Here is a 17107-nt window from a genome sequence, read left to right as displayed (position 1 = left end):
GGCTTTTTTCATTTAGTGGTGAAACCCATTATCACATTTCGTATCATGTGGCATAGGTCCGTCAAGGGAATCCAGAAAGGAAACGGTCTGTTTGAGGTTCCTCAAAAATAAATGTGCAAGATCCATGGAAAATCCATTTCGAACCACAACGCGCATAATCGTCACCGCTTCCATATCTGGAGGCAATGGGTAGGCAGGTACTTGCCAGCCGAACACACGCAATTGTCGAGATAAATCATAAAGATTCCAATTTGATGTGTAACCTTCTTTTAGTCGCCAAGCGAAAACCGGAATATCCGAACCATCGGACAAAAGTTCGAACGGTTCCATCTTCTGAATGGCTTTGCTAAGAAAAAGAGCGACTTTCTGGGAAGCCCTTTGTACATCATAGTACCCACTTTTTCCTAGACGCAGGTAATTGTAATATTGTAGGAGCACTTGTGCACCAGGACGAGAGAAATTCAGGGCAAAGGTCGGCATGTTCCCGCCTAAATAGGAAACACGGAAGATTAGATCCTCAGGGAGATCTTCAGCTTCCCGCCAAATTATCCAACCCAATCCAGGATAGACTAATCCATATTTATGTCCGGATACATTGATGGACTTCACCCTCGGTAATTGAAAATCCCAGACTAAATCTGGTTGAAGAAACGGTGCTATAAATCCTCCCGAAGCTGCATCCACATGCATGGGAATGTCAAGACCCGTCCTCGCCTGTAAATCATCCAACGCTTTCGCAATTGTGGCAACCGGTTCGTAAAGACCGGTATAAGTTTCACCGAGAATCGGTACCACACCAATCGTATTTTCATCCACGGCTGCGAGGACTCCCTGAGGATCCAATTGGGGATGTTCTGGGCTAATCTTCACATAGCGTGGTTCAACCTCCCAATAATTCGCGAATTTTTCCCAAACGACCTGAACAGCCGAACTAAACACAATATTGGGACGATCCACTGGCTTCCCTTCGTTTTTACGTGCATTTTGCCAGCGTCGCTTTAAAGCAAGTCCACCGAGCATACATGCTTCCGACGATCCAGTTGTTGAAACGCCCATAGTTGTAAGGGGGCTGGGCGAATGCCAGAGGTTGGCTAAGATGCGGACACACCGCTCCTCAATTTCAGCTGTCTGTGGATATTCGTCCTTGTCAATCATGTTCTTGTTGAATGATTTTGCATATAATTGCTCTGCGGCAGGCTCCATCCATGTGCTAACGAATGTTGCAAGATTCAGGCGGGCGTTTCCATCAAGAGCAATTTCATCATGGACGATTTGATACGCTGTTTCTGGTAACATACCTTTATCAGGAATATGAAAGCGCGGAACGACGGATTCTCCTTCGCGGGCAAACAGAGGATTTACAGAAAATTCGTGAGGCAGCTCTTTTTGCATGTGACGCGGTAGAGATTGTGAATTATCTGGCATAATCTCTTTTCTTTCATATGCATCCTTTTGAACTTTTGCTTTTCGATCCTGTGGCATACAAGTCCCCCTTAATTAATTTTTTAACAAACATATTATTTACAAAAACTCATTTGTTAAAACAAGGGACAATTCTATTGAATAATTCACCATACTACCTACTTTAGCTTGGTTTTCGCAACTTCAGTAAGTGTGGGGTGATAGAACGTTGAAGATTTTACGGTTGCAACGTTTTTCTGCAACCAACCTCATATCCTCAGTTTTCGAAGAGCAATCTGTACAAGTAAATGATAGCAAACATGTTGGCCTATGCCAACTGACATGAATCTCCCACGTACTCACTTCGCGTTCCTTAAGGAAGGAGTCTTCTTGGCTAAAATGATAAATTATAAAAATATAGGTATAGGTAAATAGAGAAGAATATATCACTCTTTAAGAATGATATATATTTAAAGTTAATTAACTATAAGAAAAAGAATTTCATATTACAACTAAATATAATTAATTTACTTTACCTATGTGATGAAAAGAACAGTTGTAGAAAAATTAAACAATCATTTGTTAAAACATTTTTAGTTATGAATTAATGTTTGGGGATTATAGAGTTTTTTAGTTTTCTATTTAATAAATCTCTCATTTAATATATAAATTTTATACAACAATGAAAAAAGCATCTGCTATGGATACTTCCTCTAAAAATTTATCTCTACAAGTTCCTCTTAAGGATTTTTCTTCCTGAAAAGTAATTAATTCTTAAACTTTTTCTAATATTCGAAACCACTATTTGTAATCCAATCCATATTTTATTGATACCAATGTAGTTACAGGTATGTTAAGATTCACTTGAAACATTGCTTTTGGGAATACAATTGCTATCATAAACGCAATTTATTTTCTACAAACTGATTGGGTTTTAACCCAAATAGCGGTTTTATTCCGCAGTCCTTAATAAATTGTTAAGGACCTTTTTTATTTGTCTTTTAGCTGCGAAAAAATAAAATTTGCAAAGATATAAACTTATTCATAATGGGGGTAATTCATAACTTTATTTTGATAGCGATCTGCTGAGACTCCTTTTTATATGAATATAACAATGATATGATTAATTTTTATTCATAAAAAAACAAAAAAAGAAGAGGGATATCTCCCTCTCCACCAACAAAAATCAAACATATTTACAATTAAGGAAGGGCATACATTCATCAAGTGATGAAAGGAACAATAATAGTTCACCTAGTGAATTATAACATAAAACAACTCCCATTAATAGGCAATATTACCATTAATGTAATTTATGTGACAAATTTGTTAAATATCTTAATATTAAAAGGCTTTATATGTATGTAAATGGAATGTGGATAGTGTAGGGATAAAATATAAGGGGGATATATATTATGTTTAACAAAAAACAAAAATTAGTAACAACGGTAACAGCTTTAACATTAGGATGTGGATTTACCTTCGGATTAACACCAGCCTTTGCAGATTCTACTAAGGTTTCCGCAAACAATACTCATGTTCATTCTATTCAAAACCAAGAACAAGAACAAGAACCTTTTACTGGATATGTCATTTCAATAGAAAACAATTATTTAGTGGTTGCTGCTACTCCTACAAAAGATGAAGCACTTACTTATCAACATGATTGGTGGGATCTAGTTTCCCAAAACAAAATTTTAAGGGTTCCTGTTTCAGATAGTGAAAACTACAAATTAGGTGAAAAATTAAACGTATATGCAGTTGGGTGGACTGCATCATTACCACCAATTGCTGTTATGCCTACAATCGAAAAATTAACCCAATAGGTAATAGTGCTTACAATAATAAAGGGCATCGTTCTAATTAGAATGATGCCCTTTAGTTAATAACAATTCAAACGTGATCACTCAAATCTATTATATTCGAAAATTACAGTGTCAACTTATATAAAAAGCATTGGTACATATGACAACACTATTTAACGGGTCAATATTGAAAACAGTCATATAATTAGAGCGTGTATAACCGTCCTCATGATAGGTAATCATTATTTCTTCTTCAGACAATAAGGAACATACTAGCATGTTTTCAATTCGTTATTTTTTTCAATTGTTAAGATTGGACGGGTTACTTTGTGTTATTCCTTAATCATTTCACGTTTAAATTTCAACGCAAACTTATAGGGATTCTTAGCAAATAAATGAATACTATCCATAATATCCATGAAGAATTCGTCGATAGAATATTGGTGAAAATCCTCAATAGGAACGTACTGCAAAGCTAGCTTTGTTATGTAATTAGAGCATTTTGAATAATTTTATTTCGAGCGATTTTACTATGATATTCAATACTCCCTAACTATATATATTAATTTATTTTGATATAATAACATTATAAAATTGATCTTTGAAATACATATCATACATCTATTAGTTAGTAAAAAAGACTAAATCTTTCTACCTCATTTTCATTATATAAAAGACAGTGAATATCTGCTTTTAAAAATGGTCTAAGCATAAAGAACTACCATAATAGGACAAAAGGTGATAATTTCGGAAAATTGGTAAATAGCCTGAAGAAAGTAAAGGAGAAGTTGAAGGACAACAAGAAAGATTTTAACACAAGGAGTGGAACAAACAGAGATGAGTAAGCAGACATTAAAAGAATTCATGATCTTATTAGGGCTTATAGTTGTTGTTTTAGGTGTCATCATCTACAACGGAATAAGAGAAAGAGAGCGAGATCCATATAAACCATTGTACCGGGAGCAAACAGAGAAGAATCAAACCGAGAAGGACAACCCTTATTTGAACGATAAGAAGCGCCAACAGATTAACGAATTGTACAATTCTAGGGATGAGATTGAAAGTAGAATGAAATAGTATAATTCGGTTAGAAGGTTCTCACATCAATTGTGAGAGCTTTTTCTATTATAGGTATAAACATACATTAGTAGAATTATAGAAATGCTTATACTTATCAGGTATTTGCAATTTGGAGTATTGCCACATCACTATTTTGCTAAAATTTCACAGAATTTAAACCAGAAAAATTGTAGATTTTCAACTTTAGATGTTAATTTTCTTGTTTTGGAGTATTTGCTTTTATTAGCTTGATAGCGATGTAGCTCTACCTCGTTGTACACATTGACAGTATTTCTTGTATTAAAACCTAAGATACTAAAACAAACAAAAGTTTTTTCATTTATTTACAAAAAATTCAGTTAATAGTTTTTTATTCCTTTTAATGTATATATCTATTAAATTCAGTTGTTTATATGCATTTATAATAGTTTTATTCGCATATTTATTAATTTTTAGAGTATTAAAACTTTATTTTTTTTTCAATTAAATCATTTGCCTCTTCTGTATAAGGAATATATACTTTGAGGTGTAAGGATTAATACCTTATAAAAAATTTAAAGGAGGTTTTTTTATGAAAAAAATGAAAAAGTTAGTGAACATTGCTTTAGCCGGAACTATCGGTTTAGGAGGTTTGGGAGCGTTTGCGCCAACAGATGCAAGTGCAGCTGAGGTCTCTCCTGCTAAAACTAATATTCCTACTAATCTATCTACTGAATTACCTACTAATTTTGTAGAGTCTAAGTTACCAAATGCAGCAAAAGCTAGTGCGAATTTAGATGTAAGTATAGATGTATTAGGTATCGCTAATTTGATTAGGAATGCTATTAATAGTCAAACTAATCGTTCAGGATTTGTAAAAGGTGTAATGGAATCAACATTTTATTCTGCAGGTCAACGTTATAATGTTATGGTTTTTAACTTAAACCAAAACTATGAGGATCGTTTTAACGGTGTTAAATTCTTTGGAACAACAGTATATGATGGAATCACTTTTGGAATTTGGGTATTTGAGGATGGGGAATTCACGAATAAAGGTGATGGTGGATGGATTAACTGGGCATTTAGAGGTTGGTTCGATCGTGATGGTGGCCATGTTAAATTTTATCGCCCATAAAAATAAACCACAAAATCAGCCAATTTTGCGGTTTATTAAATAAAAAGTATTATCTAAGCCTAGGAGATCATATTCTAAAATCAACTCCTAGTAAAAACAGTATAGTTGATATTTGTTAAAAAGAAAAGCACTCTCGGGAGTGTTTTTCTTTTTTTATTTAAAAATTAAGATTTTTAGGAATGGAAACAACAAACCCTTTATCTTCTTTATTGACGTAATAAGCTGTAAATAAACAATAAGATTGTTAGTATTTTTTATCATTTTAGTTAAGGAGGCTCCTTCCTCAAGGAGCGTGAAGCGTTCAATTGTATATAAACCCATTTATGTTCAATTAATATTAGAGCATATAAAAAGACACTATATTATACATAGTGTCTTTTTATAAGTTGACTTATTCTGAAAGAAAATGTAGTGATTAATAATAATTTGTTGGATACTTCTTGGTTAATTATATGATAGCACTATCATATAAAAATGTAAATGCATTTATGTGTATATATAATTTTATTGTATTTTAGATGCGTTTGAATTTCATTCCATTTCCAAAAATTCCAGTTTCTTTGTTTTTATAAAAGTGATTTTGAACGTAAGGAATTTGTAAGGAAGAGGTAAGAAAAAAGAGATTTTCATTGTGTATGATTAAAATGTATAGAAGAGTGAGAGGAGGAACAAATACTGTAAATTTATATGAAAAAACAAATCAATTAATAAGACTTGTATGGAAGAAAAGAGACATTGCAAAGATTAACATACATGTAAAAAAGGATAGGCCATTTTCAGGTCAGAAATTTGTTTGTGAAATAATGGGCATAAGAATGATTACAAATTCAATAGCGCTCTTTTGTCTTTGGGTAAGATGTAAGCTGTGTGATTAGTTGAAAAACAGCAAAAAACATCTATACGATATAAATAGGGGAGAGGAATATTTTGATGAAAAAGCACCGTCAAATTACATTTACAGGTTTAGCCCTTTTAATAACTGGAGGTTCCCTGCTATATACAACTCCAACCTCAATTGTAAAAGCAGAGTCCATTCAAAATGTATCTAATTCGTTACAAAAAAACAGTCAAAGGAATCGTAATTCTGTCAAAGAGGCAATGCGGGATACATTGCAACTTGGATATCCAGGGATACTTGTTAAATCTTTTGAGGGTGGAAAAACATGGAGTCATGCAGCTGGGGTAGCAGATCTAAATACTAAGAAACCAATGAAAACAGATTTTCGTTTTCGAATTGGCAGCGTGACAAAAACGTTCACTGCAACAGTTGTACTTCAATTAGCAGGAGAAAGCCGCTTGAATTTAGACGATTCTATTGAAAAATGGTTGCCTGGTGTCATTCAAGGAAATGGATATGATGATAAACAGATTACTATCCGGCAATTATTGAATCACACAAGTGGTATCGCTAATTACACAAGGTCAAAGGATTTTAATATGATGGATACAAAAAGATCCTATACTGCTGAAGAATTAGTAAAGATGGGAATATCCATGCCTCCAGATTTTGCTCCAGGAAAGAGCTGGTCGTATTCAAATACAGGATACGTATTACTAGGGATCCTAATTGAAAAAATAACTGGGAGCAGCTATGCGGAAGAGATTGAAAAACGTATTATTGAACCACTTGAATTATCGAATACATTCTTACCTGGGAATTCAAGTGTGATTCCAGGAACCAAGCATGCCCGTGGATATATCCAATTAGACAGAGCAAGTGAGCCAAAAGATGTTACTTATTATAACCCAAGTATGGGGAGCTCTGCCGGTGACATGATTTCAACAGCTGATGATTTAAACAAATTCTTTTCTTACTTACTTGGGGGGAAATTACTAAAAGAACAGCAACTAAAGCAAATGCTTACAACAGTCCCTACAGGAGTAGATGAACTTGGTGATTCCGGGCTTGGAATTTTTAAAATGAAGCTTTCAAACGGTGAATCGATATGGGGGCATGGAGGAACCATTCCTGGCTTTTTAACTTTTGCTGGGGGCACACTTGGAGGCAAGCATACATTGGCCGTCAATTTAAACAGTATTAAAGCTGATAGTCCTGATCCTTTTAAAAATATTTTACTTGCTGAATTTAGCAAGTAGGTCAAAGGGGAGAATGGATAAAATTTATCATATTTTCATAGTGGAACAAACAAATGATGAAAACGGTCACTTATCTAAGGAGGTAATTCCGTGATGAAAAATAAGCTAACTGGTGTGTTAGCCACTGCATTAGCGGTAACTATGATTCTACCAACAGGAGCGAAAGCATTTTCTGAAAGTGAGACTACAATTGTAGCTGGTGAAGAATTAGCTAGTCAGGAACTGAAGAAGATTGCAGCAGAAAAGGCGGAGCTACTTACAAAGTCCCATGGAGCGAATAGCGTGCAGTATGCGCTAATTGATAATGGAAAACTTATTTTGTCGAGTCAGACTGGCAAGAACGATGTGGAAGGGAGACAGCAGCTAACCAAAGATACTCTATATGGGATTGGTTCAGTCAGTAAAATGTATGCAACAGCGGCTGTAATGAAATTGGTCGACGAAGGAAAAGTTGATTTGGATGCTCCCGTTGCCCGATATATTCCTGATTTTAAGATGAAAGACAGTCGGTACAAGCGTATTACACCGCGAATGTTATTGAATCATTCCTCTGGCTTGCAAGGTTCTACGTTAGGTAATGCATTTTTATTTAACGATAATGATACCTATGCCCATGATGCCTTGTTGCAGCAATTATCCAATCAGAACTTGAAGGCGGACCCTGGTGCTTTCTCGGTATACTGTAACGATGGCTTTACGTTAGCCGAAATTTTGGTGGAAAGAGTTAGTGGTATGGGCTTTACCGAATTTCTACATCAAAGCTTTACAGGACCTTTAAAGATGAATCATACGAAAACGCCGCAGGACAAATGGAGAGACGAAAATCGGGCCGGACTATATTTCCCGGCGTATCAAGGACAACTTCCAATTGAATCAGTGAATGTAATTGGTACGGGAGGCATATCTTCTACGGCAGAAGATATGGTACGATTCTCACAATTATTTATGGGACAGGGAAAAGGTATCCTTTCTGATAAGGTAGTAAAGGCGATGGAGCAAGAGGAATATAAAAAAGGAATGTGGCCGGGGACTGGAGATAATATTTTTAACTATGGTCTTGGCTGGGATAGTGTGAACCTATACCCATTCAGTGAATATGGGATTAAAGCTTTGGCCAAGGGCGGTGATACGGCATTGCAACATGCTATACTCGTCGTGCTTCCGGAACAGAAAATAGCAGCGGCTGTATTGTCATCTGGTGGACGGAGCTCTACAAATCAACTAATGGCAACTGAATTGCTGCTCGCCACGCTTAAAGAAAAAGGTACTATTAAGGACATCAAGCCAAATAAATCCTTTGGCAAGCCGGTCAAAGTCAAAATGCCTCAAGGTGTAGCAAAGAAAGCAGGATTTTATGGCAATAGCGAAACTCATTTTAAAATTGAAATTACGAAGAACGGAGAACTATCCTTACCATCTAGTAGAGAAGAAAAATATGTATATACTGCTGATGGAAGCTTTATTAATGAGAAGGGTACTTCTAAGCTCAATTTCGTAACCGAGAGGAATGGAAGAACTTATTTGAAGGAGAGCGCATATAAATCGTATCCAGGTTTAGGGCAAAATGTGATGACCCACTATTTAGCTGAGAAACTAGAAGACAACGTGCTATCGAAGAAAACCGCTGCTGCATGGGCAAAGAGGGAAGGCGTTAAATTCTATCTTGTAAACGAGAAATTTAGCTCTATTCAATATCTTGTTCAACCGAAACTTCTTACTACACAAATTAATCGTAAGGAAGGCCCAGCAGGCTATTGGGATGGTAGAAAAATTACAGGTCCGAATACCGCAACGCACCAACTCCAAATTCCCGTGATGAATGGCCGTGATACGACGGAAACGAACTTTTATACAGAAGGTGGAAATGAATATATGGAGATGGCTGGGTTGTTATACGTAAGTGAATCTAATGTAAAACCGATTGATATAGGCCAATCATCCAAAGTTACGTTGGGAGAAAATGGGCATGCGAAATGGTTTACAATCCCGCAAGCGGCAACAGAGAAAATGATTACCGTGACGTTGCCGTCAAAAGGTTCATTTGCGGTGTATGATGAGAAGGGAGTTTGCGTCAACTTTACCATCGTGAGTGGCAATAACAAGGTGAAACTGCCGAAGAACGGAACGATTGTATTCGCTGGGGCACCGAAATCAGAATTTGCAATCTCGGTGAAATAGCTATATTGAACTACTCACCACTTAACGTCCTTACGGACTTTTGGAAGTAGGAGATTCTTGCGAACACCGATGTATCCACCGGTTATCTTAGCAGGCTCTACCCGTAGTCCCTACGGTGAGAACATAAGTATCTTGTTACGTTGACGCACCACACTCCCTACTTTAGCTTGGCTTTCGCAACTTCGGCAAGCATGGGGCGATAGAACATTGAAGATTTTACGGTTGCAACGTTTTTCTGCAACCAGCCTCATATCTTCAGTTCTCGAAGAGCAATCTGTACAAGTAGATGATAGCAAACATGTTGGCTTATGCCAACCGACATTCATCTCCCACTTAAAATTGGTGTTTCACACCTTCACATTTTTGAGGAAAGAGTCTTCTGTCGAAAAACGATAAATTTGTGAAAAAAGAGGCATTCTATAGCAGGTATCATACTTGTGTAGAATGCCTCTTTTTTCTCTTGTACAGAAGAATCTATATACAATGATGAGGAAAGAGCAGGTAGGAATAATAAGATGGAATAGGAAGTAAAGTTAATGACAAATGAACCTAAATTCGAATCATGTGAGACGTACGGCACTGGTATAATGTATGGTTTCAGTATACATAATGACTGTTAAGATAAGAAGGAACCTGAATTTGAATAATGGGAGATGTGAGGAGTCGATGTTGTTTAACAAATTATCCGGTAATTGAATAAAAGAATATGAATAGAAAAGAGCCCCCATTAATTTATCGGAGGCTCTTATTTTTTACTTCAGTACAGAAGGAGTCGTCTTTTCTAACCATAGAATGCCATCATATTGTTCTGTCGGAATCATGATTTCTTCTTTTAATTTATTTCCCCAATAACTTGCTGCAGTAGGAGTAAACATCCATGAAGTTTCTGGTCGGTTACTTTCTCCTTTTAAGTTAACGAAAACATGGGGACTTCCTACAGTGCTGATGATTTTTTCAACACTTTGTTCTTCATGTTCATTATGTACAGGAATAACATTTTCATTAACATCATCCCAACTGCTTCCACTATACGCAAATACACCGATTGTGTACATTTGGTCTTTGATACGCTGTGGAAGATAATCCATCATATTTGGGCCAATATAATTGTATTGCTGCACCTTCGTAAAGTCTAATATCATTTTTGAATTTTGTTTTCGAATATGATAATTATGCCCCCACACAATAATTTTTTTATTTTTATATTGCATTTCAGTGAGCCATGCGAAATTTTGTGCCATTTTTTGATCTCGGATATAAAAAGAATAGTCTGTCAGGTTAGGTGAGGAGATGCCACCTCTGACTTTCATATCAGCATCTAGATGCGTTTTAATCGCATCAATCCGTATACTGATTGATTTCTCAAACAAATTCACATCATACGTAGGATGTGGTGCAACTTGAATCAATTCAGATTTATGATTCTGAATAAACATTCTAACCTTTTCAAACTTGTTAATTACGGGCTGTATTTCCATTTTAAATCGATCATAGGGATATGTTTTATTTTTATTGTAATACCTATCCAGTTCAATCAACTCTGACACTGCTGTATCAAATTCACTCGCCACTTCAGGATTTACTTTTTGCAACCATTCTTTTGCATAAGAGCGGAATGAAGATTTATAAAACAAATTCATATCAAAACCAGCTAATGTGAGTGGCTTCCCTTTTTCTTTTTGTTCTTTCATATAGGTAAATAATTGTTCAAGTTCCTCAGTTTTCCATACAGGGTATAAAGATTGTTTCATCGCTTCCGTAGCGGTTAAGTTATCAAAATTTTGCTGAACAGCTGCTGCTTCTCCAAGCCCTGTTTCAAATGCAATCACATCATATCCCATTTCCTCATGTAAGTACTTAATCATACGTATTTTGGATTGATTGATTTCCTTTGCACCATGCGTACTTTCACCAAGTACAACAATACGCTTGTCCTGTACGGCCTCTTTAAGAAATGATAAATCCTCACTTGTTTGGGAAGTTGGTTCATTTAATATTTTTGCATGTCCGTTTAACCATTCCTCCCATTTGGATTGATCGACTGGTTTTTCTGCTGCGAATGCAACAGATGTAAAGGTGGTACAGGCAAGAAGGGTACTCATTAGTCCAAGTTTCCATTTATTACGCACAACAACGCCTCCAAGTATCATAGTTTACAAGCTGGAAAAAATAATACCAAAATTTACTAATATAACATTATTTATAATAATATATATGATAATCTCTAACAATACTAATATTGCGAAAATTTAAAAGTCTCCTTCAGTGTAGTGAAGAAACCCTTCTTTCTATGTCACGTCTTGTAATCAAATATACACATTGCATGTACGTTTTCTGCATTCCTCTTGTGTGGAATCTGGAATGAGTACATGAATTTCAAAGTTCATTTTTATCCAAAAGGATCAAAAATCGCTAATTTACATAATATATTTATAGTAAACTTATTAGTTTGAACAAATGTATTAATCTATATATTAAATATATAGATATATTATGTTATAATGTGAAGTAGAAACTCGCGTGTTTCAAATACAACATTTTTATCTTCTTGATGGCCTCTTATCTTTCCGTAAGAGGTCCTTTTTTTATCCCTCCATATTGCATAGTCGTTAAAATACTATGAAAAGATACTAAAGACTACTACATTACTATATTCTCTAGTATTTTTTCTTTACCTAGATTATCTACTGTTGGGCAAACGATAATTTAAGGGTTTTTTGTATAATTTTCACAAAATTACTTTGATTCATTATTTATTTCACTATAAAATAATAAAAGGATATATATAGCCAAAGATTATAAGAATAGGTATGTCCTTTTTTGCAATGCTAATCCAAATTGAAGCCTAATACTGAAACGGTAAATGAGTAGAATTAGGGCTGAAACAGATAGTGAGGAAAGTAAAACAATAATAGCAAACAATACTTATAATGAAAACTTTCATAATGGACTGTCTATGGATGGAGAAAGAATACGAAAATATAAAGGGGTAAATGAATATGAATAGATCCTTCAAAGGTATTGCATTAGCAGGGTTAAGTGTTAGTTTCATGCTAGTAGGTTGTACATTAAATACATATGGACTTACACAGTCAGAGTATAGAAAAGTAGATAAGTATTATGATGCAGATAAAATGGTATCTGACCTAAAGAAATTGCACTATAGTGATGAACACATTGAAAACCAACTAAGAAACGTATTGTCTAGAATTGAGTATGAACAGGGAAGTAAGGAAGACGAATCAAGTAGTAAAGAAAGTAAATCAAATGTATCAGACACGGAAGGTGAAAAGAAGGTAAAGGTATCTGAAAAAGATTACCCTTATCGTTTGACTGAACTACACTTAGAATTCCAGTATCATTTAAAAAAACTAGAAAAGAAAACTGATAAATTATTTACAGAAGAGGGTGTCTACATAGGTGAGATAGATTCCTTAATTAGTCACATTAGTTTGGATATAAACCGTTTTGAAAAAATCAAGCCACCTAAAAAGTATGAAGATTACCAATTCTTAATACAAGAAGGGGTAGAAGAGATTAGAAAACACCTAATAAAAGTAGAAGATGCAGTTAGACAGTATGATGACCGTAAGTATGATGGTGAATATGATAAGGATAAAGCAAAAGAAATCATACAAAACGGTATGTTTGGGATAGATGATGGTGTTTCTAAATGGGAGACAGTATTTAATGGGATAAACGAAAAATACCCTGATGTAGAGCAAGAGGTAAAGGAAGAGAACCAGAAACATGCGAAAGAGGGTCATCGTGAGGATGATTTAAATGAAAAAGTTAGTGGTTCAGAAGTTGATAAATACAAAGCAGCCATCGTAGGAAATACAAATAAGATGGATGAAGTTATCAGACTGATACAAGATATAGGGCATTCAGATGTAAAGGATTATGAGTCAAAGAAAAGTGAAATCCAACTGAGTTTGGATATAGCAAAAACACACGTAAGAGACATGAAATACCTTGAGGCACCTAAAGAGTTAGAAGTTGAACAGGAAAAGATAAAACAGGCAATGGATAATTACTGGGATGCTCTGCGACTACTTTCAGAAGCATTAGAAGAACAAAATAATAGCAAGTTTGAACAAGCAAATAACAAAGCAGAACAGGCAATGAAACTTTTTAAAAAAGCAACTGACAGTATTGAAAGTAAAACGAACTAATCATGAAAATGGTCATGTGGTGGTATCCCTATTATAAATTAATAAATAAAAAAGATAAGATCGGATAGTAGGATCTTATCTTTTCACAAAGAGAAATATATTGCAAGATATCTTATTGTTCATAGTAGTATATGTAACTTTCGATTTCCATATACATTTCACAATTAACAATAATATCTATATTGAGAAATCGACCATAAAAATTCTAAAAGGGGGATCTTCATTATTCTGGAAAACCCCCACGCTAAGAAAAAAACTAGCCCCCACATGAGAGACTAATTGATGTGAAATTCGTTATTGGAATTTAATTATATTTCTCTACGTACTAAATAAAAAGCTAAGGAACCTATAAATAATAGGCGTAATCAAACTAGACGAATATGACCTAGTAATAGTAAAAAGAGAGAGTATAACTACATAGATAACAACTATTCCTATAAATACAGGAATTTCAAATTGAAACTTCCTACATTGTTTTATGTTCCTTTATAATAATCCTCCAATTAGGCAAACTACAAGATCTAGTATACTACCAAATATGATGAGAATTATAATGAATCCAAATAAGTTAGGCAAATCATTCTGGTAAAAATAAATAGGATCAAAAATATATGACATCAAGAGCAATATGATAATAAAAGTAAGCAGATTTGCAGCATAACTAATTGAAAATCTTCCCAACGTAAGTATCCTGACAAATATATACCCTTGATTAACTAATAACTGCCCTATACGTTATATAGGCTAAAATAACTGAAAGGTTTATTCTGATAAAATCCAAATGACTACAACAATTCCTGTAACTGCTGCACCTCCAAAAAAACCTACCAACATTTTCCCATCAGAACCAGTAACAATTTCTTTTAAATCTGCTTTTGCTTTTTTCTTGTCTTCTCCTGTTGAAAAGAGATAACTAATAAAATGTACGACTAGTGAAACTAGTGCCGCGATTATTTCTATCATTACTTATGTCCCCCTAATAATGTGTACTATTAATCAATAATTGCCTTATACATTATATCAGTTAAGGTACATGGAAAATATAATTAATTATTTATATAATCCATTTTATTAATTGATATCGCATTACTATAAGATGGCCCATATCAAAAAAGACATCTAATAATTCCTTAGCGTACGAAATTCGCGTTTTGTTGGCAGGCCCACATGCCCATCAAGCTAAGATTTTAAAATATTCTCTAAATGGAAAGTTTGTGTTTTTATCGTTTTGGAGGTAAAAGTTGTTGTAAGTCATTATAAATCGAAAAAACGAAGTTTGGTTGTTGCAAACTTCGTTTTCGCTTATATCTTTTTATTGTTTTAAAAATTCTCCCATTATTTCCATTACGTCCTCTGAATCGTTTACTTTATCTTTTGAAAAACGCCATTGTTCTTTTCCATATCGCTCCATCTCAACCTTTATTACTTTTTCTTTATCTGAAACTTTTGCTTCTGGCAAAATAGATATAAAGTAACCAAACGATTGGCTAAATAATTTAGGCTGTTCAATTCCTGGATTTTCTTTTAGCAATCTTTCATTTTCCTTATGTAATTTTGGTTGCAATTCGCTTAATAATAATGGTTTTACTTTTAATTCCACTTCAACTTTATCTTCCTCAGGAGAAGAACCTACTGATTTTACTTTAAATGTAACTTTTTCCTGCAATACAGATTTCAACTTTTTATAATAGTTTTCAAATTCCTGGTCACTAATTCCATTATGCGTACTGGACAGTGCATCTTTTTTAAATTCTTGTTGTATATTTTGAGTAAATTGTTTTCCATCTTCACCGGATAATTTATTAATTTTGTTTATATCCTTATCATAATAAATAGCATTTATATAGGATTTTAGAGCTTCAGCTGGCTTGTTTAAGTCTTTTGTATTCTTTTCTATTTCTTGCGTATCAATTTTGAAAGAAACTTTTTCTGTTTCATCGTCTCTTTTTTTTGTTTCTTCATTGGAATAAACGAGCTCATATGATGAGGCCTTATTCACTTCATAGTAGAGAATCCCCGATGTTTTTTTACCAGGTTCTAATTCTATTAAACGTAATTTATCTGAATCAGCCTTATCATATTTCTTCATTTTTTCATCACCTTGATATAGTGTAAAGAGATAAGGTGATATCTCTAACATTTCATCCCCTTTATTTTTCAAACTCACTTTGAATTTCAATACTGTATCTTTATTTATTCCTCCCATGGCCCCACTTAATGGTAATACGTACTCAGCATTTTCAACTTCAACTTCCACATTTTTTGAAGACGAAGATGCCTTTCCGTTTTTTACAGTTGTAGAACTTTGTGAAGAACTACAACCAGTCACAATAGTTAATGTGAATATAAACAAAAAACAAATCATAAAAATCTTTCTAAGTTTCACTTAAAACCCCTCCATCCCCTTGTTTAAAAACATTTACTATTTTACCATAAAATTCTATTCATATGTCTATTGAGCGACAAGATAGCCAAACTTAGAGATAGAAGGACTAGAGATCCTCCAAGCCATACTGGTGACATTGTGCACTTGTTACCTTGTGACTACAGAAACGATTGAAATTCCTATTTGTAGAACGAAATTATTAAAAATTTACATTTGATGTATTCGGATTAGCTTCAATTAAATAATTTTGTTGAGGTAGTGCAAGTCACCAACTCAATGCATCTCAAATTATCATAAAAGGAATGCAAAGATAAAAAGGACAATCCTATATATAGAAGAAGTTAGTTGATAAATCGAATTTGAAAATAAATGAAGCGGTATTAAAAGACATGTATAAAAAGAAAGAAGTGATTGAAAAAAGCTCACCAAAATAAGAAAGTCTTAAGCAGTATCAATCTATAGTTCATTATAAAAAATACCAAACAAGATGATATTGTTTTCCAATGAGATAAAATGTATAATGAGAGTGTAGAGATAAACCTTTTATTAAAGGTTTTAACTTACTAACTATGTGCATAATAATAAAAGACGAGATGCTGGTAACATCCCGTCTAACTTGTAACTGCTGCCGTTAGGTGGTAGATTGCAAAGTTTAATTATTTTTTCTTCGAACCACCTTTCTTACGTTTGGCAGACGTCTGGGTGGTTCTTTTACTTTTATTATTACGTTTTGCTACTAACTTGTTAGCACAAGCAGTTGCAAAAGTTGTTATGAACACTGTTACGAATAGTTTCGTAGCGTCCTGTAATAATTGTTGTAAAAATTCCATATCGGTTACACCTCCTTTCCCTCTAAATTAAGAGAAAGAAAGGTTGCAACCTCCCACCACAC

11 protein-coding genes and 3 pseudogenes are annotated in these 17107 nt (G+C 34.2%); 6 read left to right on the top strand and 8 right to left on the bottom strand.

The genetic code is table 11. The features are described from left to right. Positions 1-12 precede the first annotated feature (12 nt). Positions 13-1482 carry a glutamate decarboxylase gene (locus NST86_RS29850; RefSeq protein ID WP_086423435.1) on the bottom strand — a complete coding sequence of 490 codons (1470 nt, stop codon included), beginning with the start codon at positions 1480-1482 and terminating at the stop codon, positions 13-15. A gap of 1334 nt (positions 1483-2816) precedes the next feature. On the opposite strand from NST86_RS29850, the gene NST86_RS29845 reads away from it, so the two are divergent. Beyond that, positions 2817-3227: a DUF3221 domain-containing protein gene (locus NST86_RS29845; protein ID WP_086423434.1), complete on the top strand. Its 411-nt coding sequence runs from the start codon at positions 2817-2819 to the stop codon at positions 3225-3227. A gap of 103 nt (positions 3228-3330) precedes the next feature. Here NST86_RS29845 and NST86_RS29840 read toward each other — a convergent pair. Both NST86_RS29840 and NST86_RS29835 read right to left on the bottom strand, forming a co-directional pair. Continuing rightward, positions 3331-3553: pseudogene (locus NST86_RS29840) on the bottom strand (YolD-like family protein). Further along, positions 3551-3715: pseudogene (locus tag NST86_RS29835) on the bottom strand (Y-family DNA polymerase); the annotation flags it as partial. The pseudogenes NST86_RS29835 and NST86_RS29840, both read right to left, overlap by 3 nt. A 328-nt stretch (positions 3716-4043) precedes the next feature. Between NST86_RS29835 and NST86_RS29830 the strand changes: the two are divergent. From NST86_RS29830 to NST86_RS29815, 4 genes are all read left to right on the top strand, one after another. After that, a complete protein-coding gene (locus NST86_RS29830) occupies positions 4044-4283 on the top strand; it encodes a hypothetical protein (RefSeq protein WP_086423433.1) in 240 nt (79 codons plus the stop codon). 553 nt (positions 4284-4836) lie between these two features. Further along, entirely contained in the window at positions 4837-5379 is a 543-nt protein-coding gene (locus tag NST86_RS34955) for a hypothetical protein (RefSeq protein ID WP_000738326.1), read from the top strand. Between the two features lie 930 nt (positions 5380-6309). Further along, complete coding sequence (locus NST86_RS29820) at positions 6310-7476, top strand: serine hydrolase domain-containing protein (protein WP_086423431.1); 1167 nt, start codon at positions 6310-6312, stop codon at positions 7474-7476. Between the two features lie 93 nt (positions 7477-7569). Then, positions 7570-9654, top strand: a complete 2085-nt coding sequence (locus tag NST86_RS29815) for a serine hydrolase domain-containing protein (protein ID WP_098541670.1) — start codon at positions 7570-7572, stop codon at positions 9652-9654. 752 nt (positions 9655-10406) lie between these two features. On the opposite strand, the gene NST86_RS29810 is transcribed toward NST86_RS29815, so the two are convergent. Then, on the bottom strand, positions 10407-11783 hold the full coding sequence (locus NST86_RS29810) for an erythromycin esterase family protein (RefSeq protein WP_140159045.1): 1377 nt from the start codon (positions 11781-11783) through the stop codon (positions 10407-10409). Positions 11784-12647: 864 nt separating this feature from the next. Between NST86_RS29810 and NST86_RS29805 the strand changes: the two genes are divergently transcribed. After that, positions 12648-13829, top strand: a complete 1182-nt coding sequence (locus tag NST86_RS29805; protein WP_086423428.1) for a DUF7018 domain-containing (lipo)protein — start codon at positions 12648-12650, stop codon at positions 13827-13829. Between the two features lie 308 nt (positions 13830-14137). Here NST86_RS29805 and NST86_RS29800 read toward each other — a convergent pair. From NST86_RS29800 to NST86_RS29785, 4 genes and pseudogenes are all read right to left on the bottom strand, one after another. Beyond that, positions 14138-14510, bottom strand: a pseudogene (locus NST86_RS29800) (hypothetical protein). 81 nt (positions 14511-14591) lie between these two features. Next, positions 14592-14792 (bottom strand): hypothetical protein, encoded by a 201-nt coding sequence (locus NST86_RS29795; protein ID WP_086423427.1) that lies wholly within the window; start codon positions 14790-14792, stop codon positions 14592-14594. 349 nt (positions 14793-15141) lie between these two features. Next, positions 15142-16215: a DUF5105 domain-containing protein gene (locus tag NST86_RS29790; RefSeq protein ID WP_086423426.1), complete on the bottom strand. Its 1074-nt coding sequence runs from the start codon at positions 16213-16215 to the stop codon at positions 15142-15144. A gap of 656 nt (positions 16216-16871) precedes the next feature. Continuing rightward, positions 16872-17045, bottom strand: a complete 174-nt coding sequence (locus NST86_RS29785) for a hypothetical protein (RefSeq protein WP_000395068.1) — start codon at positions 17043-17045, stop codon at positions 16872-16874. Positions 17046-17107 lie beyond the last annotated feature (62 nt).

The organism is Bacillus sp. FSL L8-0199, from assembly GCF_038005705.1.
Classification (GTDB): domain Bacteria; phylum Bacillota; class Bacilli; order Bacillales; family Bacillaceae_G; genus Bacillus_A; species Bacillus_A cereus.
This window is presented reverse-complemented; position numbering and strand designations above follow the sequence as displayed.

Coding starts and splice junctions, on each gene's coding strand:
- NST86_RS29830 (WP_086423433.1), top strand. CDS start 4,044: ATGAGTAAGCAGACATTAAAAGAATTCATGATCTTATTAGGGCTTATA.
- NST86_RS29820 (WP_086423431.1), top strand. CDS start 6,310: ATGAAAAAGCACCGTCAAATTACATTTACAGGTTTAGCCCTTTTAATA.
- NST86_RS29815 (WP_098541670.1), top strand. CDS start 7,570: ATGAAAAATAAGCTAACTGGTGTGTTAGCCACTGCATTAGCGGTAACT.
- NST86_RS34955 (WP_000738326.1), top strand. CDS start 4,837: ATGAAAAAAATGAAAAAGTTAGTGAACATTGCTTTAGCCGGAACTATC.
- NST86_RS29845 (WP_086423434.1), top strand. CDS start 2,817: ATGTTTAACAAAAAACAAAAATTAGTAACAACGGTAACAGCTTTAACA.
- NST86_RS29850 (WP_086423435.1), bottom strand. CDS start 1,482: ATGCCACAGGATCGAAAAGCAAAAGTTCAAAAGGATGCATATGAAAGA.
- NST86_RS29785 (WP_000395068.1), bottom strand. CDS start 17,045: ATGGAATTTTTACAACAATTATTACAGGACGCTACGAAACTATTCGTA.
- NST86_RS29795 (WP_086423427.1), bottom strand. CDS start 14,792: ATGATAGAAATAATCGCGGCACTAGTTTCACTAGTCGTACATTTTATT.
- NST86_RS29805 (WP_086423428.1), top strand. CDS start 12,648: ATGAATATGAATAGATCCTTCAAAGGTATTGCATTAGCAGGGTTAAGT.